Origin of the sequence: uncultured Ferrovibrio sp., assembly GCF_937960835.1 — a bacterium.
Classification (GTDB): Bacteria; Pseudomonadota; Alphaproteobacteria; order Ferrovibrionales; family Ferrovibrionaceae; genus Ferrovibrio.
In genome coordinates this window covers 111169-131523 of record NZ_CALGPC010000009.1, presented here as the reverse complement: position 1 = coordinate 131523, position 20355 = coordinate 111169, and the positions used below count along the sequence as shown (strand labels likewise).

The 20355-nt window shown below is 61.2% G+C and carries 17 protein-coding genes; 7 read left to right on the top strand and 10 right to left on the bottom strand.

Going from position 1 to position 20355, the window contains the following annotated elements:
- Positions 1–38 precede the first annotated feature (38 nt).
- Both dnaG and Q0603_RS08930 read right to left on the bottom strand, forming a co-directional pair.
- Positions 39–1886 (bottom strand): DNA primase, encoded by a 1848-nt coding sequence (gene dnaG / locus Q0603_RS08935; protein WP_298724753.1) that lies wholly within the window; start codon positions 1884–1886, stop codon positions 39–41.
- An 84-nt stretch (positions 1887–1970) separates the two neighbouring features.
- Entirely contained in the window at positions 1971–2429 is a 459-nt protein-coding gene (locus tag Q0603_RS08930; protein WP_298724751.1) for a GatB/YqeY domain-containing protein, read from the bottom strand.
- 316 nt (positions 2430–2745) lie between these two features.
- On the opposite strand from Q0603_RS08930, the gene carA reads away from it, so the two are divergent.
- The 5 genes from carA to Q0603_RS08905 are packed head-to-tail and all read left to right on the top strand — an operon-like array spanning position 2746 to position 9276.
- Positions 2746–3921, top strand: a complete 1176-nt coding sequence (carA, locus tag Q0603_RS08925; protein WP_298724749.1) for a glutamine-hydrolyzing carbamoyl-phosphate synthase small subunit — start codon at positions 2746–2748, stop codon at positions 3919–3921.
- Positions 3922–3953: 32 nt separating this feature from the next.
- Positions 3954–7187: a carbamoyl-phosphate synthase large subunit gene (gene carB, locus Q0603_RS08920; RefSeq protein WP_298724748.1), complete on the top strand. Its 3234-nt coding sequence runs from the start codon at positions 3954–3956 to the stop codon at positions 7185–7187.
- Positions 7188–7209: 22 nt separating this feature from the next.
- Positions 7210–7683 (top strand): transcription elongation factor GreA, encoded by a 474-nt coding sequence (gene greA, locus Q0603_RS08915; protein WP_298725161.1) that lies wholly within the window; start codon positions 7210–7212, stop codon positions 7681–7683.
- Between the two features lie 30 nt (positions 7684–7713).
- Positions 7714–8574, top strand: coding sequence for an alpha/beta hydrolase (locus Q0603_RS08910; protein ID WP_298724747.1), 861 nt, complete (start codon positions 7714–7716; stop codon positions 8572–8574).
- Between the two features lie 9 nt (positions 8575–8583).
- Entirely contained in the window at positions 8584–9276 is a 693-nt protein-coding gene (locus tag Q0603_RS08905) for a response regulator transcription factor (protein WP_298724746.1), read from the top strand.
- Positions 9277–9282: 6 nt separating this feature from the next.
- Here the strand turns inward: Q0603_RS08905 and Q0603_RS08900 are convergent, their stop codons facing one another.
- Positions 9283–10038 carry an enoyl-CoA hydratase-related protein gene (locus tag Q0603_RS08900; RefSeq protein WP_298724745.1) on the bottom strand — a complete coding sequence of 252 codons (756 nt, stop codon included), beginning with the start codon at positions 10036–10038 and terminating at the stop codon, positions 9283–9285.
- A gap of 134 nt (positions 10039–10172) precedes the next feature.
- Here Q0603_RS08900 and Q0603_RS08895 point away from each other — a divergent pair, with 134 nt between their 5' ends.
- Positions 10173–11000: an MBL fold metallo-hydrolase gene (locus tag Q0603_RS08895; RefSeq protein WP_298724744.1), complete on the top strand. Its 828-nt coding sequence runs from the start codon at positions 10173–10175 to the stop codon at positions 10998–11000.
- Between the two features lie 37 nt (positions 11001–11037).
- Positions 11038–11853, top strand: coding sequence for a class I SAM-dependent methyltransferase (locus Q0603_RS08890; protein ID WP_298724743.1), 816 nt, complete (start codon positions 11038–11040; stop codon positions 11851–11853).
- 15 nt (positions 11854–11868) lie between these two features.
- Here the strand turns inward: Q0603_RS08890 and Q0603_RS08885 are convergent, their stop codons facing one another.
- The 7 genes from Q0603_RS08885 to Q0603_RS08855 all read right to left on the bottom strand — a co-directional run bounded on the left by Q0603_RS08885 (position 11869) and on the right by Q0603_RS08855 (position 20354).
- Positions 11869–12960 (bottom strand): ABC transporter permease, encoded by a 1092-nt coding sequence (locus Q0603_RS08885; protein ID WP_298724742.1) that lies wholly within the window; start codon positions 12958–12960, stop codon positions 11869–11871.
- A gap of 85 nt (positions 12961–13045) precedes the next feature.
- Positions 13046–14071 (bottom strand): ABC transporter permease, encoded by a 1026-nt coding sequence (locus Q0603_RS08880; protein WP_298724740.1) that lies wholly within the window; start codon positions 14069–14071, stop codon positions 13046–13048.
- 8 nt (positions 14072–14079) lie between these two features.
- Positions 14080–15984, bottom strand: a complete 1905-nt coding sequence (locus tag Q0603_RS08875; RefSeq protein ID WP_298724738.1) for an ABC transporter substrate-binding protein — start codon at positions 15982–15984, stop codon at positions 14080–14082.
- Positions 15981–17870, bottom strand: coding sequence for an ABC transporter ATP-binding protein (locus Q0603_RS08870; protein ID WP_298724736.1), 1890 nt, complete (start codon positions 17868–17870; stop codon positions 15981–15983). Before Q0603_RS08870 ends, Q0603_RS08875 begins: the two co-directional genes overlap by 4 nt.
- Positions 17867–18379 (bottom strand): hypothetical protein, encoded by a 513-nt coding sequence (locus Q0603_RS08865; protein ID WP_298724734.1) that lies wholly within the window; start codon positions 18377–18379, stop codon positions 17867–17869. The genes Q0603_RS08870 and Q0603_RS08865 overlap by 4 nt, the downstream gene beginning before the upstream one ends.
- Positions 18376–19200, bottom strand: coding sequence for a polysaccharide deacetylase family protein (locus Q0603_RS08860; protein WP_298724731.1), 825 nt, complete (start codon positions 19198–19200; stop codon positions 18376–18378). The genes Q0603_RS08865 and Q0603_RS08860 overlap by 4 nt, the downstream gene beginning before the upstream one ends.
- Complete coding sequence (locus tag Q0603_RS08855) at positions 19197–20354, bottom strand: glycosyltransferase (RefSeq protein WP_298724730.1); 1158 nt, start codon at positions 20352–20354, stop codon at positions 19197–19199. Before Q0603_RS08855 ends, Q0603_RS08860 begins: the two co-directional genes overlap by 4 nt.
- Position 20355: the final 1 nt, after the last annotated feature.

Genomic DNA, 20355 nt, shown 5'->3' with positions numbered 1-20355 from the left:
TTCGTCGAAAAATACAAAGCCGCTCCGGGTGGAACGGCTCAATCCTGTTCCGATACCGAAACCTGACTACGGGCCGAACCGACCTCTGCTTTCAGGGCCATAAACCGTTGCCATGCTTCGGGGTTGGTGTTGGTGGCGAGTTCAGCTTCCGCCGCCGCTAATTCCTGTTCCAGTTCCGTTAACCGGTAACGCTGCACGGCCTGCAACCACCCTCTCTCTACCTTGTCCGGTGCGGTGCCTGGTCGTGCAAATGGCTCTAGGACCGGCCCGGCCTCGCCGATCACGAGGTCGAGTTGGGCTCCGAGTCCTTGCTGCCTCAAATGGGCTGTGAAGGCCTCGCCGTCAAGACCCGGATGGCGGGAGGCTTCTTCTAGAATCCGGCTCTTAAGGCTGTCAAGCGGGCCTTGGGGAAAAGCAAGGGCGGCAAAGGTTTCGCCATATTCGTCCAGCAGCCAGGGATGGGCCAGCACGGCCGCCAGGAGGACCTTCTCACGGCGGTCGCCTGCACCCGGCGGGGGAGGGGGAGGGGCTGAAGGCACGGCAGGGTTGCGCCAGCCGCCGGCCCCATGGCCCTGTCCTGGGCGGCGAGGCTGAAATCCGGCCTGATAAGTTCGGCTGGGAGCGAACAGGTTGCGCAGACGGCTGCGGAAATGGTCGCGGTAATGATTTTGGACCGCCTGGTTCTTGATCTGACCGGCCAGACCGAAAAGGGCTGTCTCCAGGGCTGCCCGGCGCTCGGGGGTATCCAGGGGGCGCCCCTCGGTTTCCCGGCGCCACAGAATGTCAGCCAGCGGCTGGGCCCCGGCGAGGATCTGATCCATGGCGGCCCGGCCCTGGGTCCTGACCAGATCATCCGGATCCTGGCCGCCCGGCAGGATGGCAAAGCGGAAGGACCGGCCGGGCTCCAGCAGGGGCAGGGCGCGGTCTGCGGCACGCAGCGCGGCGCGCCAGCCGGCAGCATCGCCGTCAAAACACAGGATCGGCTCGGCTGCCAGCCGCCAGAGCAGGGCGATCTGCTCTTCCGTCAGGGCCGTTCCCAAGGGGGCCACGGCATGTTCGATCCCTGCCTGGGCCAGGGCGATGACGTCCATGTAACCTTCCACCACCACCACAGTGCCCGCCTCGCGGGCCGCCTCGCGGGCAATGGCGTGGTTGTAGAGATTGCGGCCTTTGTGGAAGAGGGGCGTCTCCGGCGAGTTCAGGTATTTCGCCGGGGCATCGGGATCGAGGGCGCGGCCGCCAAAGGCGATGATGCGGCCACGCCGGTCCCCGATGGGGAACATAACGCGATGGCGGAACCGGTCATAGGTCGGGCCGCCATCGTCGGGTTTGATCAGGAGTCCGGCCTCGACCAGCAGAGGCTCGGGCAGGCCTCGGGCCAGCATCGCCTCCTTGAGGGCAGTCCGTGAGCTAGGCGCATAGCCGAGGCGGAAGCGGTCGACCGTCTCCGGCTTCAGGCCGCGGCGGTCCAGATAGGCGCGGGCTTCAGCCCCGACAGAAGCCTGAAGCTGTGCCTGGAACCATTTCGCCGCCTCTTCCATGGCCTTGCCCAGCGTGGCGGCCTGATCGGCTTTTTCGCGGTCTTCCGGGTGGACCCGCGGGACGGCGAGGCCGGCTTCCTGCGCCAGTTGCTCAACCGCCTCGGGAAAGGAGAGGCCGGCATTGCGCATGGTGAAGCCAATCACGTCGCCATGGGCACCGCAGCCAAAGCAATGGAAGAAGCCTTTGTCGTCATTGACGGTGAAAGACGGGCTTTTTTCGTTGTGAAAGGGGCAGAGACCCGTGAATTCCCGCCCTCGCTTGACCAGCCGCACGGAGCGGCCGACCACGCCGGAAAGCGGCACGCGGTTACGCAATTCCTCAAGAAAAGAATCGGGAAATGCCATTACCCCTCGCTGCCAGGCCCGTCCTGGGCCTGGGTGGATCACCTACAGGGTAGCACGAAAGGACTAGCTGGGCAGTCCCTAGGACTAGCTGAGCAACCCCTTAAGCACTGCGGCAGCCTTGGCGAAGTCCATCTGGCCGGCATATTTGGCCTTCAGTACGCCCATGGCCTTGCCCATATCCTTAATGCCCTGGGCGCCGACTTCGGCGATGGCGGCCTTGGCCGCGGCCTCGACCTCGGCCTCGGAGAGCTGCTGCGGCAGGAAGCTTTCGATAATGGCGATCTCTTCCTTTTCCTGCTCTGCCAGATCCTGACGGCCGCCCTGCTGATAGGCGGCAATCGACTCCCGGCGCTGGCGGACCATGGTCTGCAGCATCGAGAGGATGTCGGCATCGGGAATGCCGGTGCGGTCGTCGCCGGAGGTGCGGGCGGCGATATCGCGGTCTTTCAGGGCAGCCAGAATGAGGCGCAAGGTGGCGATGCGGCGGGCATCCTTGGCCTTCATGGCATCTTTGAGCGCCTGGTTGAGCGTCTCGCGCAGCATCGGATCACCTCAATGGCAACGGAATCGGGAGGTTTTTGGAAGGGGCGCAGCATAGCCTAAGGACTGGTCGGAGGCAAAGGCCGTAAGTCTATGAACAGCCTATATTTTTAACCGGGAAAGCAGGCTTGACGGCGGCCTGCGTTTTGATATCGTCCGCCCCCGGTTGACGCGACGCGCGCTTGTCGCCGCACCATCTTATAATCTGTGCCGTACCGCCGGAGTCGGGTTCCCAGCATCGCCCTCCGGTGGTTTTTTGCGGCCAGATGCTGCGCTGGACGGTCCGGCGCGGACTTATTGAGAGTATGGAGAGCCGGTCATGGCCACGACACCGAATTACGCCGCACCCCCCGGACCGGGCTATACGGGTGTGGTGGTGTTGGCCGATGGCAGTGTCTTCTGGGGGCACGGGCTAGGTGCCGAGGGCGTCACGGTCGGTGAGGTCTGTTTCAACACCTCGATGACCGGCTACCAGGAAATCCTCACCGATCCGTCATATGCCGGCCAGATCATCACCTTCACTTTCCCGCATATCGGCAATGTCGGCACCAACAGCGAGGATATCGAGGATCAAGGCATCGCGGCGCGCGGCCTGATCCTGCGGGCACCGATCACCAATCCGTCAAATTTCCGCGCCAACAGCCATCTCAACGATTGGCTCAAGCTGCGGTCTTTGATCGGCGTCAGCGGCATCGACACGCGCGCGATGACGCGCCGTATCCGCGACCGTGGTGCGCCGAATGGCGTGATTGCCCATGCCCAGGACGGCAAGTTTGATCTCGCCGCGCTGCACGAGCAGGCGAAATCCTGGCCGGGGCTGGAAGGCATGGACCTGGCCGCCGAGGTCAGTTGCCGGCAGACCTATACCTGGGATGAAACGCGCTGGGTTCTGGGCAAGGGCTATGGCAAGCTCACCGATCCGAAATTCCACGTTGTCGCGATCGACTACGGTATCAAGCGCAACATCCTGCGCTCGCTGGCGACCGCCGGCTGCAAGGTCACGGTCGTGCCGGCGAACAGCACGGCGGAGGACGTGCTGCGCCACAATCCCGATGGCGTGTTTCTTTCCAACGGCCCTGGCGATCCGGCTGCGACTGGCAAATATGCGGTGCCGACCATCAAGGCTTTGGTCGATAGCGGCAAGCCGGTCTTCGGCATCTGCCTCGGTCACCAGATGCTGGCGCTCGCGCTTGGCGGCAAGACCCGCAAGATGGAGCGCGGCCATCGCGGCGCCAATCATCCGGTGAAGGATATCGAGACTGGCAAGGTGGAGATCACCAGCCAGAATCACGGCTTCTGCGTAGTTGAGGAAAGCCTGCCGAAGAATGTAGTGCGCACGCATGTGTCGCTGTTCGACGGCTCGAACGAAGGCTTGAAGCTGACCGACAAGCCGGTTTTCTCCGTGCAGCATCACCCCGAGGCTTCGCCCGGCCCGCAGGACAGCCATTACCTCTTCGATCGTTTCGTCAAATTGATGGAGCAGCAGCGCGGCTGAACGCTTCACGCGCAGGCTGCCCCAGGTGGATCATGCCCAAACGCACAGACATAAATAGCATCCTGATCATTGGTGCCGGTCCCATTGTGATCGGCCAGGCCTGCGAATTCGATTATTCCGGCACGCAGGCCTGCAAGGCACTGCGCGAAGAGGGCTATCGCGTCATCCTGATCAATTCCAATCCGGCCACGATCATGACCGATCCGGGTCTGGCGGATGCGACCTATATTGAACCGATCACGCCTGAGATTGTCGCCAAGGTGATCGAGAAGGAACGGCCGGATGCGCTGCTGCCCACCATGGGTGGCCAGACGGCGCTTAACACGGCGATGAAGCTCGCGGAGTCGGGCGTGCTGGAGAAGTTCGGCGTGAAGCTGATCGGTGCCAGCCGCGAAGCCATCGCGAAAGCCGAGGATCGCGAGCTGTTCCGCCAGGCGATGAACAAGATCGGCCTCGACATGCCGCGGTCGGGCACAGCCCATAGTCTGGAAGAGGCGCGCGCATTGCTGGCGCATGTAGGCCTGCCCGCCGTGATCCGGCCGTCATTTACCCTGGCTGGCACTGGCGGCGGCATTGCCTACACGCGTGAAGAATTCGACGAGATCGTTGCGCGCGGCCTGGATGCCTCGCCCACCACCGAAGTGCTGATCGATGAATCGGTGCTCGGCTGGAAGGAATACGAGATGGAGGTTGTCCGCGACCGCAAGGACAACTGCATCATTGTCTGCTCGATCGAGAATATCGATCCGATGGGGGTTCATACCGGCGACAGCGTCACCGTGGCGCCGGCGCTTACGCTTACTGACAAGGAATATCAGATCATGCGCGACGCCTCGATGGCGGTGCTGCGCGAGATCGGCGTGGAAACGGGTGGTTCGAACGTGCAGTTCGCCGTCAATCCGGCGGATGGCCGCATGGTCGTCATCGAGATGAACCCGCGCGTGTCGCGTTCGTCCGCCCTGGCGTCGAAGGCGACGGGCTTCCCCATCGCCAAGGTGGCTGCCAAGCTTGCCGTCGGCTACACGCTGGACGAGCTGATGAACGACATCACCGGAGTGACGCCGGCGTCGTTCGAGCCAACCATCGATTACATCGTCACCAAGATGCCGCGCTTCACCTTCGAGAAGTTCCCCGGCACCGAGCGCCTGCTGAACACTTCGATGAAGTCGGTCGGCGAGGCCATGTCGATGGGCCGCAGCTTCCAGGAAAGCCTGCAGAAGGCGCTGCGCTCGATGGAAACCGGCCTGACCGGATTCAACGAAGTGCAGATCCCGAATGCCGACGAGGCCGATGGCAAGGATGCCATCGTCGCCGCACTGGCGAAGCCGACGCCGGATCGGCTGCTGGTGATCGCGCAGGCGTTTCGCCAAGGCCTTTCGGTTTCGGAAGTGCACGCCGCCTGCAAATACGACCCCTGGTTCCTCGAGCAGATCGAGGCCATCGTGCAGACCGAGCAGCGCATCCGCGAGAAGGGCTTGCCCAAGGATGCTGATGGCCTGCAGGCACTGAAGCGCATGGGTTTTTCGGATGCGCGTCTGGCCGAACTGACCGGCCAGAAAGAGGCGGATGTCGCGGCCCGGCGGCGCAGCCTGGGCGTGGTGCCGGTGTTCAAGCGGGTGGATACCTGCGCCGCCGAGTTCGAAAGCCGCACGCCCTACATGTACTCGACCTATGAATTCGGACCGGATGCTGAATGTGAATCGCAGCCGCAGGATCGCAAGAAGGTCATCATTCTGGGTGGCGGCCCGAACCGCATCGGCCAGGGTATCGAATTCGATTATTGCTGCGTACACGCAGCTTACGCGCTCAAGGAAGCCGGATACGAGACCATCATGGTCAACTGCAATCCGGAGACTGTCTCGACCGACTATGACACCTCCGATCGACTCTATTTCGAGCCGCTGACAGTTGAGGACGTGCTGGAGATCGTCCGCGTCGAGCAGAGCAAGGGCACGCTGCTGGGCGTGATCGTGCAGTTTGGTGGCCAGACGCCGCTCAAACTGGCCGCGGGACTGGAAGCTGCGCGGGTGCCGATCCTTGGCACCTCGCCCGATGCCATCGATCTGGCGGAGGACCGCGAGCGGTTCCAGCAATTGCTGCAGAAGCTCAATCTGAAGCAGCCGGCCAATGGCATCGCGCGCTCGGAAGACGAGGCGCGCGCCGTGGTGGCGAAGATCGGCTATCCGGTGGTGATCCGGCCATCCTACGTGCTGGGCGGGCGGGCGATGGAAATCGTGCGCACCCCGGCGCAGCTGGAGCGCTACATGACCGAGGCGGTCAAGGTCTCGGGCTCGTCGCCGGTGCTGATCGACAGTTATCTGTCCGATGCCATCGAGGTGGATGTCGACTGCCTCGCCGACAGCGAGACGCAGTTCGTCGCCGGTGTCATGGAGCATATCGAGGAGGCCGGCATTCATTCCGGCGACAGCGCCTGCGCCCTGCCGCCCTACAGCCTGGCGCCGGAAATCATCGCCGAGATCAAGTCGCAGACCGAGGCGCTGGCCCGGGCGCTCAATGTCGTCGGGCTAATGAACGTGCAGTACGCAGTCAAGGACGGCACGGTCTATATCCTCGAGGTCAATCCGCGTGCCTCGCGTACGGTGCCTTTCGTCGCCAAGGCAATCGGCGCGCCGCTGGCCAAGATCGCTTCCCGCGTGATGGCGGGCGAACCGCTGGCCAGTTTCAACCTGCATGAGCGGAAGAACGGCCATATCGCCGTCAAGGAGGCCGTCTTCCCGTTCGCCCGCTTCCCCGGTGTCGACATCATCCTCGGACCGGAAATGAAATCGACCGGCGAGGTCATGGGTATCGACCGCGACTTCGGCACAGCCTTCGCCAAGGCGCAGATAGCCGCCGGCACGGTCCTGCCGCTAGCCGGCAGCGTCTTTATCTCGGTGCGCGATGCCGACAAGCCGGCCCTGGTGGAGGCGGCGCGGCAGCTGGTCAATATGGGCTTCGAGATCGTGGCGACTTCCGGGACGGCCCGGTTCTTCGAGCAGCACGGGATCGCTGTCAGCCGGGTGAACAAGGTGATGGAAGGCCGGCCGCATGTGGTCGATTCCATGAAGAATGGGGACGTTCATCTGGTTTTCAATACCTCGGAAGGCGCAGCTTCGATCCGTGACAGCTTCGACTTGCGCCGAACGGCATTGATGAACAAGATTCCCTACTTCACCACTGTCGCAGGCGCCAAGGCCGCCGTCCGTGCGATCCAGGCGCTGCGGGCAGGGAGCCTTGCCGTGGCTCCGTTGCAGGCTTATTTTTAACGGTCAGTCAGGAAGGGGAATGATGCAGAAGATCCCGATGACCGCAGGCGGTTATCAGCGCCTGGAAGCCGAATTGAAGAACTTGAAGACGGTCGAGCGTCCTGCCGTGATCCGTGCGATCTCGGAAGCGCGCGAGCATGGCGATTTGTCCGAGAACGCCGAGTACCATGCCGCCAAGGAGCGCCAGGGCTGGATCGAAACCCGCATCCTGGAGCTTGAGGACAAGCTGCGCCGGGCGGAGGTGATCGACGTCTCCAAGCTGTCGGGCGACCGCGTGAAGTTCGGCGCCACCGTGGTGCTGGCCGACGAGGATACCGGCGAAGAAAGCACGTATCAGATCGTGGGGGCGGACGAAGCCGACATCAAGTCCGGCCTTCTGTCCATTACCGCGCCTCTGGCGCGGGCGCTGGTCGGCAAGGCCGAAGGCGACAATGTCGAGGTGGCGACCCCCAGCGGTGCGAAGGCCTACGAAATCGTTTCCGTCGCCTTCAAATAAGGCGAGGGCCGCGCGAGAGGGGATACCCGGATGGATCGCGCGGCCCTCGACGTCTTGTACAACAACCGGGCTGCTGTACCGACCCATCAGCAGGATTTTTACCGCTGGGCCGTTGCGACGGCTCGGGCGCGGGCTGCGCTGAAGCCATGCCTTGACCTGGCTTACGGCCCCCATCCCCGCCAGACGCTCGATCTTTATGCCGTCCCCGAGCCGGACAAGCCGCTGGTGGTCTTCATCCATGGCGGCTACTGGCAGGCGATGGGCAAGGACGATGTCGGCTTCGTCGCGGAGGGTTTTGCATCGCCGCAGGCTGGGCAGATCGCCAATGTCGCGGTCTTGAATTATCCCTTGGCGCCCGAGGCTGATATGGATCGCATTGTCGCATCGATCCGGCAGGCGTTGCTTTGGTTGTGGCGCGAAGCAGCTCCTCTGGGGTTCGATCGCAATCGGATTTATGCAAGCGGCCATTCGGCGGGTGGACACCTGACCGCCATGGCGATCCTGACCGATTGGCCAGCACTGGACGGCGGCGCGCCATCAAGCCTGGTCAAAGGCGGCCTGTCCCTTTCAGGCCTGTACGATCTGCTGCCCATTCGTCATTGCTATCTGAACGACAGACTCGGCATGGACGATATCGTTGCCATCCGCAACAGCCCGCGCTTTCTGCTGCCGCGCTGGAATGGGCGCTTGCCGCCGTTGATTGCCGCGGTAGGGGAGGAGGAAACGTCCGCATTTCATGATCAGCAACACGATTTCGTGAGCCTATATAGAAAGGCCGGCGGAACGGTGACGGAGGTCACTTCACCAAGTAAGCATCATTTCAATATTGTTGATGAAATGGCCCGGCCGGGCAGCGAGATTCAGGCCAGCCTTGCCAGGTTGTTTCAATAGGAGGGGGAGATGAGCGGAGCCAAGCGTGTCCTGTTGGTCGACGACGACCGCACCCTGCAGTCACTGCTGGCGGAACAGCTTGAAACCACCAAGGAGTTCTCCACCATCTGCGTCAACGATGCGGCTTCTGCACTCGACGTCGTGCAGAAAGAGCATTTCGATCTGGTGCTGCTCGATGTCGGCCTGCCGGACATGGATGGCCGCGATGTTTGCCGTCAGCTTCGCGGTTTGGGAATGCGCGCGCCCGTCATCATGCTGACCGCGGCCGACAGTGATGCCGACACGATCCAAGGCCTGGAATCCGGCGCCAACGACTATATCGCCAAGCCGTTCAAGCTGGGGGTTCTGCTGGCCCGCATCAGAGCGCAGCTGCGTCAGTTCGAGCAGAGCGAAGATGCCGTCTTCTCCATCGGCCCTTATACGTTCCGGCCGGCCAACAAATTGCTGCTCGACAACGAAAAGGCCGGCAAGAAAGTCCGCCTCACCGAAAAGGAGGCGGCGATCCTGAAATATCTGCTGCGCGCCGGCGCCAAACCGGTGCCGCGCGAGACGCTGCTGACGGAAGTCTGGGGCTACAATGCCGGCGTTTCCACCCATACCCTGGAAACGCACATCTATCGCCTGCGCCAGAAGATAGAGCGCGATCCTGGGGCGGCAAAGCTGCTGATTACCGATCCGGGCGGTTATCGCCTGCAGCCATAGCGCCTATTAGCGCCCGAGGAAGCGTGGCGCTCTTTTCTCTGCCATGGCTGTTCGGCCTTCATGGAAATCCTGAGTTCGGAAGCTTGCTGCCGCGCGGTCCCGCGCCGCGCGCTCGTCGAATAGGCCGGCGGCAATGTCGTTCAAACTCTGTTTCATCCCGCGCAGGCTGAGCGGCGCGAGGCCGACCAGCATATCGGCAATCGTTTGTGTACGAGCGTCCAATTCTTCGGGCACCACCAGCCAATCGACAAAGTGAGTCCGTAGCATCTCGGCATCGTCGAAGGTTTCGGCGGCGAGAAACAGCCGCTTGGCAGGTCCCAAGCCCAGCCTCGTCACCGCGCGTTTCAGGCCATGCGGATGATAGTGGATGCCAAGTTTCGCTGGTGGAATGAAACACCGGATACCGCGCGCGCCGAGCCGGAAGTCACAGGCCAAGGCCAGATCGGTGCCGCCGCCATAGACACCGCCTTGCAAGACGCACAATGTTGGATGGGGGAAAGATTCCAACCGATCGGCCACACGCTCCAAAGGATTGTCGCGCCAATCGTGTCCGCCGACTGCGCCGAAATCCACGCCTGCGCAGAAGCTTTTGCCTTCGGCCCTGAGGCAGAGCAAACGTATATCTTCGCGAGTGGCCAAGTCCATTAACGCAGCGTCAAGTGCTTCTAGGTCGGTGATTTCCAAGGCATTGTGCCTTTCTGGACGGCGAAATGTGATGGTCGCCCGGAATTCTTGGATTTCTAGAATAAAAGCTTGAGACATCGGCCAATCCGCCCTTAATCTTCTCCATGACACATTTCCGCACAGGCCCAAGCGGTCGGCAAGGGCTGGTGATACCGGCGATGAATTCAGAAGGCGCTCCGTCCCTCGACGCTGACGGGAAACAGGAGGCCCGAGTGGGGGTTGAGTTCTATGTCCGCTTCTGGGGAGTACGCGGCAGCATCGCCGTGGGCTCACCGGATGTGATGAAGTATGGCGGCAACACGTCGTCGCTGGAGATTCGCTGCGGTCCGCATCTTCTATTGTTCGACGCGGGAACGGGGGTTCGCGCGCTGGGCGCAGCCTTGCAGCAGCAAGGCCCGGTGGACGCGGATCTGTTTCTCACCCATACGCATTACGATCACGTCTGCGGGCTTCCGCATTTCTGTCCGTTCTTCGATCCGCGCAGCCGCTTTCATGTTTATTCCGGTCACGTGACCGAAGGAGTGGGCATCAAGGGCGTACTGAAGCAGATGATGTGTTCGCCGCTCTTTCCGGTGCCACTGGAGATTTTCCAGGCCGACCTGCAGTTCACCGATTTCCGGCAGGGCGAGACTCTGTATCCGCGGCCGGGCGTGACTGTCCGAACCGGCCCGCTCAGCCATCCTGATCTCGCCACCGGCTATCGCGTGGAGTACGGCGGGAAATCCATCTGCTATCTGACTGATACAGAGCATCCCGATGACGGCTACGACGAGAACATCCTCAATCTGATCCGCGGCGCCGACATCGTGATTTATGACTCCATGTACACCGAGGAAGAATATTCCTGCCGGAAGGGATGGGGGCATTCGACCTGGCAGGCCGGCGCTCGCCTATGCGAAGCTGCCGGTGTGAAGACCTTTGTCGCGTTCCATCATGATCCCGAGCATGACGACGCTTTCATGGACAAGGTCGCCACCGATCTGGAGGCTTTCCGGCCCGGTTCCGTGGTGGCGCGCGAAGGCATGATCCTGCGGCCCTGACCGGATGTTCTCTGTTCCTGCTTGGCGCCGCCTGAGAATGGGCCTGCAAACCCTGTTGGGATTGCGGCGTCAGGGGTTCTTCATCCCTTATCGTTACGCAGACAGCGTTCCGCTGGCCCAGCCGGTCTACGATGCGCTGGCCAGCCGGTTCAAGGACGCTGAAGCAGACTTTCGTGCAATCCTGAAGGAAAGTGACGCCTATCAGGAGGCCCTTTTGCGGATCGCGGCCGAGCGTCAGCCGCCGCCAGCGCCGCGATTTGATCAGAGCTGGTTCCCGACGCTGGATGCCGTGGCGGCTTACACCCTTGTTCGCCGTCATGCACCGCGGCGAATTCTGGAGGTCGGCTCCGGTCATTCGACGCGGTTTCTGTCCCGGGCGGTCGCCGATGGGGAATTGCCGACGGAAATCACGGCCATAGACCCAGCGCCGCGCGCAACGCTGAAGGGCCTGCCGATCCATTTCATTGGAAATGTCGTTCAGACCGCGGACCCGGCCTTATTCGCCAAGCTGGAGGCGGACGACATCCTGTTCATCGATTCCAGCCACATTCTCATGCCGGGCACGGATGTGGATTGGCTGTTAAACCGGATCCTGCCGCTGCTACCAGCCGGCGTGCTGGTGCATATTCACGACATCTTCCTGCCAGACGACTATCCTGAGGACTGGGCATGGCGCGGCTATAACGAGCAGCAGGGTGTGGGGCCGATGCTATTGGGCGGTTTTCGCCTGCTGTTTTCCAGTCACTATGCCTCCACACGCATGGCTGAGGCTGTCGCTGACAGCGTAGTTGGGAGGTTGCCAAAGGTGGCGGAAGCCCGTCCTGCCAGCCTCTGGCTGGTCAAGCACTCCTAAGCCGGTTCTCCAGAATCAGCGATAAGGATCGGCAGCATCTCGCAGGCCATCGCCAAAGAAGTTGAAGGCGAGGACCACGAGAATGACAGGGATGGCCGGGGCCATCAACCAAGGGTACAGCGCGACCACGTTGATGTTCTGCGCTTCGTTCAACAACACGCCCCAGGATGTAATCGGCGGACGCAACCCCAGTCCCAGGAAGGAGAGGGCCGTCTCTCCGAGAATCATTGTCGGGATCGACAAGGTTGCCGAGGCGATCAGATGGCTGGCGAAACTTGGCAACAGATGTCGCGCGATGATGCGACTGGGCGACGCCCCCATGAGCTGAGCTGCGACAGCAAAGTCTTCTTCGCGCAGCGCCAGGAGTTTCGAGCGCACAGCGCGAGCCAAGCCCGGCCAGTCCAACAGGCCCAAAATGATGGTGATGCCGAAATAGACCAGGATAGGGGACCACGTCACCGGTAGGGCAGCAGACAGTGCCATCCAGAGCGGCAATTCGGGCAAGCTGCGGATCAGCTCGATGGCACGTTGGATCAGATTGTCGACCCAGCCGCCATAATAGCCGGCAATCCCACCCAGTACGATGCCGATCAGAAAGCTGATGGCGATGCCGATAAGACCGACGGTCAGGGAGATGCGCGTGCCGTAAACGATGCGGGAAAAGATATCGCGCCCAAGCCGGTCCGTGCCTAACAGGTAGAAATGCCCATCTTCGGCGGGGCAGACGAAATGAAACCGCATGGGGATCAGACCCCAGAACTCGTAGGCATCTCCCTGGCAGAAAAAACGCAGCTTGTGGATGCGCGTTTTATCCACCGTGTATTCGCGTTTCAGCGTTTCAGTATTCATCCGAAAGCGCTGCCCATAAACGAAGGGGCCTACGAAACTGCCATCATGGAACAGATGAATGGCATTGGGAGGCGCATAGATAGCCCGCGGATTTCGCGTCTGCAGGTTATAAGGTGCAATGAATTCCGAGATGAAGATCGACGCATAGATGATGAGCAGCAGGACGGCACTCCACAGGCCCAGCTTGTGCCGGCGGAATTTCCACCACATCATCCGCCATTGGGAGGCGCGGTAATAGCGCTCCTGCTCCGGCGTCATGGTTTCGACGGAGTAGGGATTGAACGGCGCCTGGCTGACCCAGTGTTCCAGCTTCGGTGTCTGGCGGTTTTCCGTCATGGCGGCCCTATTTCGCCTTACCGCCGGTCAGGCGGATGCGGGGATCCAGCATCGCCAGAAGGATGTCGGAGATCAGCATGCCGACGACGGTGAGGACCGCCAGGAACATCAGAAACGATCCCGCCAGATACTGATCGAGCGACTGTAAGGCGCCGAGCAGCATTGGTCCTGCCGTGGGCAGGCTCATCACCACCGAAACGATGACTGAGCCCGATACGACGGATGGCAGCAGATTGCCGATATCGGCAATGAAAGGATTCAGTGCCATCCGGATCGGGTAGCGGATCAACAGCCGCAGGGGGGGAACGCCCTTGGCGCGCGCCGTTGTGACATACTGCTTTTGCAGCTCATCGAGCAGATTGGCACGCAGGCGCCGGATCATCGCCGCGGTGCCGGAGGTGCCGATGACGATCACCGGCACGACCATATGAGAGAGCAGGGACTTGATCTTCTCCCAGTTCCAGGGGGCCTCGATCAGGTCGGGATCGACAAGGCCTCCCATGCTGACGCCAAACCACATATTGACGTAATACAGCAACACCAACGCGAGCAGGAAATTCGGCGTCGCCAGGCCGATATAGCCCAGCAGGGTGAACCCATAATCGCCCCAGGAATACTGGCGGGTTGCGGAGTATACGCCTATGGGGAAAGCGACGACATAAATGAACACTATGGCGAAGAAGTTGATGATGGCGGTCATGGCAAGCCGATCGCCAATCAACTCACCAACCGGCCGATTATACTCAAACGACCAGCCCCAGTCCCCCTGCAGCAGACCGGATAATCCGTTCGGCCCTGGCCAGAAACCCATCCAGATGGCGTATTGCTCGAAGAAGGGACGGTCGAGGGCATATTGCTTGCGAAGGAATTCGACGCGCTCAAGCGCCGAGCTTTCACCCTGGGCACGCAACTCCGCGATCTGATTGCTCAGGTAATCGCCGGGCGGCAATTTGATGATGGCAAAAATCAAGACGCTGATGACCAGCAGAGTCGGGATCATCAGCAGAAGGCGGCGGGCAAGATAGATCAGCATCGCACTAGTTACTGCCGCAGCCAGAAGGTTTCAGGTCGGTAGATACCGATGAAAGCCCCTGGATCCCAGTTGAAAACCCCTTCCTTGGGTATATTGACCAGTTTCTTGTTCACCACGATGGGCTGGAAGGTGCCGCTGACTACGCCAATGGTCAGCGTCTGTTCGGCATGGATTGCAAGCATGCGATGCCAGATGCGGGCCCGCTCCTCTTCGCTCCGCGCCTCCAGCCAGCCGTCCAACAGGTCCAGTAGTTCCTGTCCGACAGGCATGTCGACCGGTTCGCCGGACTGGCCGTTTGTCTCTCGCCACTGGCCCCATTTTGGCCACTGTAAGCCGTATTGCGAGGTCGGCGCCAGTTCGCTGGGGATGGTGCTGGCTTTTGCCAGGCCGTTTTCAAGTCCCGTCCAGACGGACATGATCGCCTCGCCCGAGAAAATCCGGTTGCGCACCACGTCGCGCTGGCTTGGTTTTGCGAACAGCTTCACGCCGATCTTTACCCAGTTCTCTCCGATCAGCTCGAGGATGTCGGTCTGCTCGGTATCTTCACCGGCCGTTTCAACGATGATTTCCAGGGGGCGGCCGTCGGGCAACAGGCGGATACCATTGCTGTCCCGCTTGGTCAGACCGATCTCATCCAGCAACCGATTGGCCGCAGCAGGATCGTAGATGGCGTTCGTCGTCTGATATTCAGGTTTGAACAACGGGCTGCCAGGCAGCACGGTGTTGTTCGATTCGATGGCTAAGCCGAAGAACAGCGATTCATTGATGCCCTGGCGGTCGATCGCCAGCGACAGCGCCTGACGAAAGCGGGTATTCCGCATGAGGTCGCGCCAGGTCGGATCATTGCAGTTCAGGTTCGGAAAAAGTGCGAAATGCGCCCCCTTCGCCGTGCGCCATAGCAGCGTTTTGTTGCCAGCGCGCTTCTCATTCTCCTTCAGGAAGGTGAAGTTGTTGAAGCTGATATTTCGGAACTGAAGGTCCGCTTCACCGGCGCCGGCCTTAGCCGGGATCAGTTTCGCATCAGCCTGCGTCAGGATCACGCGCTCGATATATGGCAACTGGAACCCGTTCTGGTCCACACGATGGAAGTAGGGATTGCGTTGAGCTACGAAGCGGATCGCCGGCGGCCGTGTCTTGATGATCCAGGGATCCAAGGTCGGCAGATCGGGGTTGTCCAGCTCAAACATATTGTCGAGCTTGTTGTGCAGAGCAGCCCAATTTCGCCGCTTGGCGGCAGCCACTTCGCGATCCAGCGCCTCGCGATCCGCATATTTGATATGGAACCGCTTCATGTAGTGGGCGGGGCGATAGAGATAGAGCGGCGCAGTTCCGGCGATGCGCGGCAGGAAGTACGGATTGCGCTGCGACCACGCATAGCGAACCGTGTACTGATCCGGGAAGGATACTTCGGGCAGCTCGCCGTTAACTCGAAGGTCCGCGGGCGGACCGGCTGGGCTCAGCTCCTTATTCAGGGCAATATCTTCCCAGAAGTAGCGGAAGTCTTCCGAAGTAAACGGGTGGCCGTCCGACCACTTATGCCCGGGGCGCAAATGGAAGGTAAATATCCGCTCGTCCTCGACCTCGAAGGAGGCGGCCAAATCGGGGACGAATTCGAAATCTTCATTATAGACGACCAGCCGGGTGTAATTGATCACGCTGAGCAGGCGAACGTCTCGGGCACGACCAATCAGAGTCCGTAGCTCACCACCCTGACGTCCCGGTTCCTGCCCGCTTTTCAGTGAAACAACCAGCGGCTTCTCAGGGACACGGCGGTCGATTGGAGGCAGGCGCCCGGCGGCAACTTCCGCAGCCAGCGATGGCGTTTCCTGAAGTTCAATCTGCTGGGCTTGTACCGCGGGCGCCGATGGCAGCAGCAAGGCTAGCAGGAGCATTATCCGAGCGATGCGAGTCATGAAATCAGTTCTCGGATGTCTGCTGTCTCGGCAGCGCGGACCATATGGCCGTTGCCAAGGTCGATCATACGCGGCCGTGTCGTTCCAGTCAGTGTGAAGGGGCTTGGCCATGCTGTCGGATTGGATGCCTTGCCTTCCATCAGCAGATGGAGGTCCAGCCGCTGATCGGGATCTGGCTTGGGCACGGCTGAAAGCAGGGCCTTGGTGTAAGGATGGACGGGATTGGCGAACAGCACCTCGCGCGGGGCGATCTCAACCAGTCTGCCATTGCACATCACGGCAATTCGGTCGGCAATGTAGTCGACCACCGCAAGATTGTGCGAGATGAAGAGATAGGTGAGGCCAAGCTCGGCTTGCAGGTCTTTCAGCAGGTTCAGGATCTGTGCCTGGATCGATACGTCGAGTGCCGAGACGGGTTCATCGCAGATCAGCAGATCGGGCTGCAAGGCTAGCGCCCGGGCAATGCCGATACGCTGCCGCTGGCCGCCGGAGAAGGAATGGGGGTAGCGGCGGAGGAAGCGGACATCGAGGCCAACCAGCGTCATCAGTTCCTTCACGCGTTCGAAGCGCTCATCGTCATCGCCGATGCCGTGAATGATCAGGGGCTCGGAAATGATGTCGAACACCGTCATGCGCGGGTTCAGCGACGAGAACGGGTCCTGGAAAATGATTTGAACCTTGCGCCGGTAAGCAAAAAGCTCCTCGTCCCGCAGCGCCAGAACGTCCACCATGCGCTGGCCATCGTGGAAGCGGATACTCCCCGAATCAGGAGCAGTTGCGCGCATGATCAGCTTGCTGGCCGTCGTCTTGCCGCAGCCTGACTCGCCGACCAGCCCCAGGCATTCGCCCCGGTGAATGGTGAAGCTGATGTCGTCCACCGCAGTCACGCGTGGCGCATTCCGCTGCCCGAACAGTCCTCCCTTTCGCAGAGCATAAGTCTTGCTGACATGCTCGACTTCCAGCAGCGGCTGGCCGCTCACGGCATCGGGTGCCCTGGGCTTGTCGCGCAGCAGATCCCCGACTTGGCTTTTGATTTCGCGGATCGGCACCAGCCTCTCGCCTTTTTTCATCCCAAAGCGAGGAATGGCATGCAGCAAGGCTTTGAGATAGGGATGCTGGGGATCGTTGAAGATATCATGCAGGCTGCCGCGCTCCATCACCTGGCCGTGATACAAAACGACGATTTCATCCGCCATGTTGGCGACCACGCCGAGATCATGGGTGATGATCAGCACAGCCATTCCAAGCTCAGCTTGTAGATCCTTGATGAGCTTTAGGATCTGAGCCTGGATGGTGACGTCGAGTGCCGTCGTAGGTTCGTCTGCAATCAACAGGGCTGGCCGGCATACCAAGGCCATGGCAATCATGGCGCGCTGGCGCAGACCGCCCGAAAGCTCGAATGCATAGGTCCGTAACGCCCGCTGCGGATCGGGGAAGCCCACCAGCCTCAGCATTTCGGTGGCGATCTCGCGTCCTTCAGCCGATGTGGCTTTGCGGTGCAGATGGAGTGCCTCGGTGACCTGATCCCCGATCGTGTGAAGAGGACTGAGTGAGGTCATCGGCTCCTGGAAGATGATCGATATCCGCCCGCCTTGCAGTTGCCGCATCTTCTCGCTCTGAGGCGCAAGACTGGCGATATTGATCGGCTGATCTGGAGCCATAGGATCACGGAACAGTATCTCGCCGCTGGCGATTCTGGCGATCCGCGGCAGGATGCCCATGATGCTCTGGCTGATGACGGATTTGCCTGAGCCAGACTCGCCGACCAGGGCAACGGTTCCGCCATAGGGAACGCGGAAGCTGACGCCGTTGACGGCTTTCACCAGTCCTTCGGGCAGGTCGAAATGTACATGCAGATCATTGATTTCCAGGAGATTGCCTATCATGGCATCCCCCTGCCAGCACCATCCATGACATCGATACGGGTGGCATTGGCGCGCGTGACATCGCTGAGCGGGATGCCATAACGGTCCGCCGCTGAAAGAGCTTCCCGAGCCAGCAGCGGGAAGCCGATCAAGTCGCTGTCGACACGCAAGCGTCCCCCGTGACCCTCAATCGTCAATTGCAGCCAACCCTCGCTCCGGTCGCGGCGGGTGGAGTAATACCGCAATGTCACCCCACTGGCCTCCGCCCATGGAATCACTCGCCGGCGCTGACCGAAATGCCACCGGCCATAAGATGCAACACCTGAGCTGTCGAGTTGGACCTCGATCTGCTGGCGCCACAAGGTTACCACGCCAAGGCAGGCAAAAAGCAGGCTTAGGCCGACGAGCAGGACAAAAATGACAGATTGAGGAGCGGCAAACAACAGTAGCCCCAGGCATATAAGCAGCCCAAGGCCGGATCTGAGGTAGTCAGGCCAGAGGCGGGAAAAGGGGTAGTACATGCGGCTCATGACGTCGCCATGACAGCGGCCTTTGGTCGCCCGATTTCGAGGGCAGTGTCGAAATCCAGCCATTCGGCGGCCGGATGAGCGGCAATGCGGGTCAGGAACTCGGTAACGAAATCCCACCCCGCCTCATCGTGGCGGAGATGGTGCGTGAGCAGGCCTAGAGGTTGTAGCGGCGCCTGGTGCAGACGCATCTGTTCAAGGAATTGTCGCGTCCGGATAAGGGCTTGGCGGCAGGCTGCGAGGGTGTCGCCGGTCCGCCAGCCAACCGGATCGATATGGGTATTCAGCTGAGGCAAGCCGGGGGCCGCCCAATACTGCTGGCGGAGCTGAAAAGTCGACACGGCGGCGTAGCCGCACCTGGCCAGGTGTTCGAAAAGATCGGCGCCCAAGCGATTCCAAGGTGGCACCAGCAGCGGGCGGCGCTTTGTCTCGGGGAAGAGCCGGGCCATCGCTTTTTGCCCTTCTTCCAGGTCACTCAGGCGGATTTCAAGCGGCCGGGAGGCAGGGAATTCGCTTTTCTTCTCATCAGAGGTGGCGTGATTTAGATGCTGAAAACCATGCTGCGCCGCAATAACTCCCCCGGTCTTTTCCAGCCGGATGGCCAAGGCGGGTTCGGCCAATGCCGGCACGACGGCAACAACAAGGGGAATTCGGGTGCCCGTCTGAAGTGCCAGCAGACGTTCCAGTGCTTCGTTCACCTTCGCCGCGTCATCGTCGCGCCACCAGAAACATGCCCTTTGCCGGGCGTTTCGCCAGCGGTCCAGTTCGGCTTCAAGCGCCGCCCAGATCGGTTCGAGAGAAGGGGCGATTAAGGGATGGCTCATCGGCGTTCCGCAAGGAAGCTGCGGACCAGCCGTACGGTTTCATCGGCGCCATCGAGGCGGATCCGCGCGGCCGGGCTGGGTGTTCTGTCGAGGGCACGGTCGACGGCCGCTGCCAGCGTCTCAGGAGACAAGTCGGTCTCGCGCACCATTTCCAGCAAGCCACGTTCGGCCAGCAAAGAGGCGCGAAGCGATTGCTCGGTTTCTTCGCCGCCGGCGAAGGGGATCACCACGGCACGGGCTCCGCTGGCCAAGGTTTCCATTACTGTATTATAGCCTGCTTTGCTGATGGACAGCAGGCAGTGGCGTAGCATGCCGGGGAAGTCGGGTCGCGCCGGCTCGATGATGACACCCTGGCCGGCCATCTTGCGAAGTTCTTCTATAGCCGCGGGGCTTTCGTGCCGGCTGACGAGCAGGCGCCAGGTCTTGTCTTTCGCGCGCGACATCTGACGGGCCGCCAGGGCCATGCGGAAAAGCGGCATGCCGACAGCGCCGCCGCCGGCTGAAACCAGAACCTCATCCCGGCCGGTTTCCGTCTGTGGGATCGCATGCTGCTCAACGATATAGCCGGTGTAATGCAGTTGATTGGCTATGCGGTCGGCCAGCGGGAAAGTTTTCTCGAACGGCACGAGCTCAGGATCGCCGTGGATAAGGGCTGCATCGTAATATTGCTGCAGCCAGCTGATCGTATCGAGATCGCGCTCCGGCTTTGTCCGGTCAACGAGGATGTCTCGCACCGAACAGAAGACCAGCGGTCGCGGTTGGCGCTTTCGGATACGCGCCAGCAGCGGCAGCAATTCAAACCGCATCGGTCGGCGTCCGAAGGGAAACAATTCGGTCAGCAAGGCGTCCGGCCTCGCATCGTCAAAAATCGCATTGAGCCGCTCCTGGCGCATCGCACGCCAGGCGTCGGTAACCTGAACGCCGTGTTCATCGAGCAGGACGCGGAAGCTGGCGTCCTGGGCACGTGCCGGCGGCAGCTGAACAAAGCGAACGCCGTCCAGGCCATGGAGCGTCGGGTCCGGCATGCCGCCGGAGACGAGAGTGGTTTCGCAACCGCCTCTCGCCATCGCGCGGGCGATGGCAGCCACGCGATGCAGGTGGCCGACACCAAGCAGGTGCTGGACGTAGATCATCACGCGCGGCGTAAGTGTCATG

Bases quoted from the DNA above. Each gene is read 5' to 3' on its own strand.
- dnaG (WP_298724753.1), bottom strand. From the start codon at position 1,886: ATGGCATTTCCCGATTCTTTTCTTGAGGAATTGCGTAACCGCGTGCCG.
- Q0603_RS08930 (WP_298724751.1), bottom strand. From the start codon at position 2,429: ATGCTGCGCGAGACGCTCAACCAGGCGCTCAAAGATGCCATGAAGGCC.
- carA (WP_298724749.1), top strand. From the start codon at position 2,746: ATGGCCACGACACCGAATTACGCCGCACCCCCCGGACCGGGCTATACG.
- carB (WP_298724748.1), top strand. From the start codon at position 3,954: ATGCCCAAACGCACAGACATAAATAGCATCCTGATCATTGGTGCCGGT.
- greA (WP_298725161.1), top strand. From the start codon at position 7,210: ATGCAGAAGATCCCGATGACCGCAGGCGGTTATCAGCGCCTGGAAGCC.
- Q0603_RS08910 (WP_298724747.1), top strand. From the start codon at position 7,714: ATGGATCGCGCGGCCCTCGACGTCTTGTACAACAACCGGGCTGCTGTA.
- Q0603_RS08905 (WP_298724746.1), top strand. From the start codon at position 8,584: ATGAGCGGAGCCAAGCGTGTCCTGTTGGTCGACGACGACCGCACCCTG.
- Q0603_RS08900 (WP_298724745.1), bottom strand. From the start codon at position 10,038: ATGTCTCAAGCTTTTATTCTAGAAATCCAAGAATTCCGGGCGACCATC.
- Q0603_RS08890 (WP_298724743.1), top strand. From the start codon at position 11,038: ATGGGCCTGCAAACCCTGTTGGGATTGCGGCGTCAGGGGTTCTTCATC.
- Q0603_RS08885 (WP_298724742.1), bottom strand. From the start codon at position 12,960: ATGACGCCGGAGCAGGAGCGCTATTACCGCGCCTCCCAATGGCGGATG.
- Q0603_RS08880 (WP_298724740.1), bottom strand. From the start codon at position 14,071: ATGCTGATCTATCTTGCCCGCCGCCTTCTGCTGATGATCCCGACTCTG.
- Q0603_RS08875 (WP_298724738.1), bottom strand. From the start codon at position 15,984: ATGACTCGCATCGCTCGGATAATGCTCCTGCTAGCCTTGCTGCTGCCA.
- Q0603_RS08870 (WP_298724736.1), bottom strand. From the start codon at position 17,870: ATGATAGGCAATCTCCTGGAAATCAATGATCTGCATGTACATTTCGAC.
- Q0603_RS08865 (WP_298724734.1), bottom strand. From the start codon at position 18,379: ATGAGCCGCATGTACTACCCCTTTTCCCGCCTCTGGCCTGACTACCTC.
- Q0603_RS08860 (WP_298724731.1), bottom strand. From the start codon at position 19,200: ATGAGCCATCCCTTAATCGCCCCTTCTCTCGAACCGATCTGGGCGGCG.
- Q0603_RS08855 (WP_298724730.1), bottom strand. From the start codon at position 20,354: ATGACACTTACGCCGCGCGTGATGATCTACGTCCAGCACCTGCTTGGT.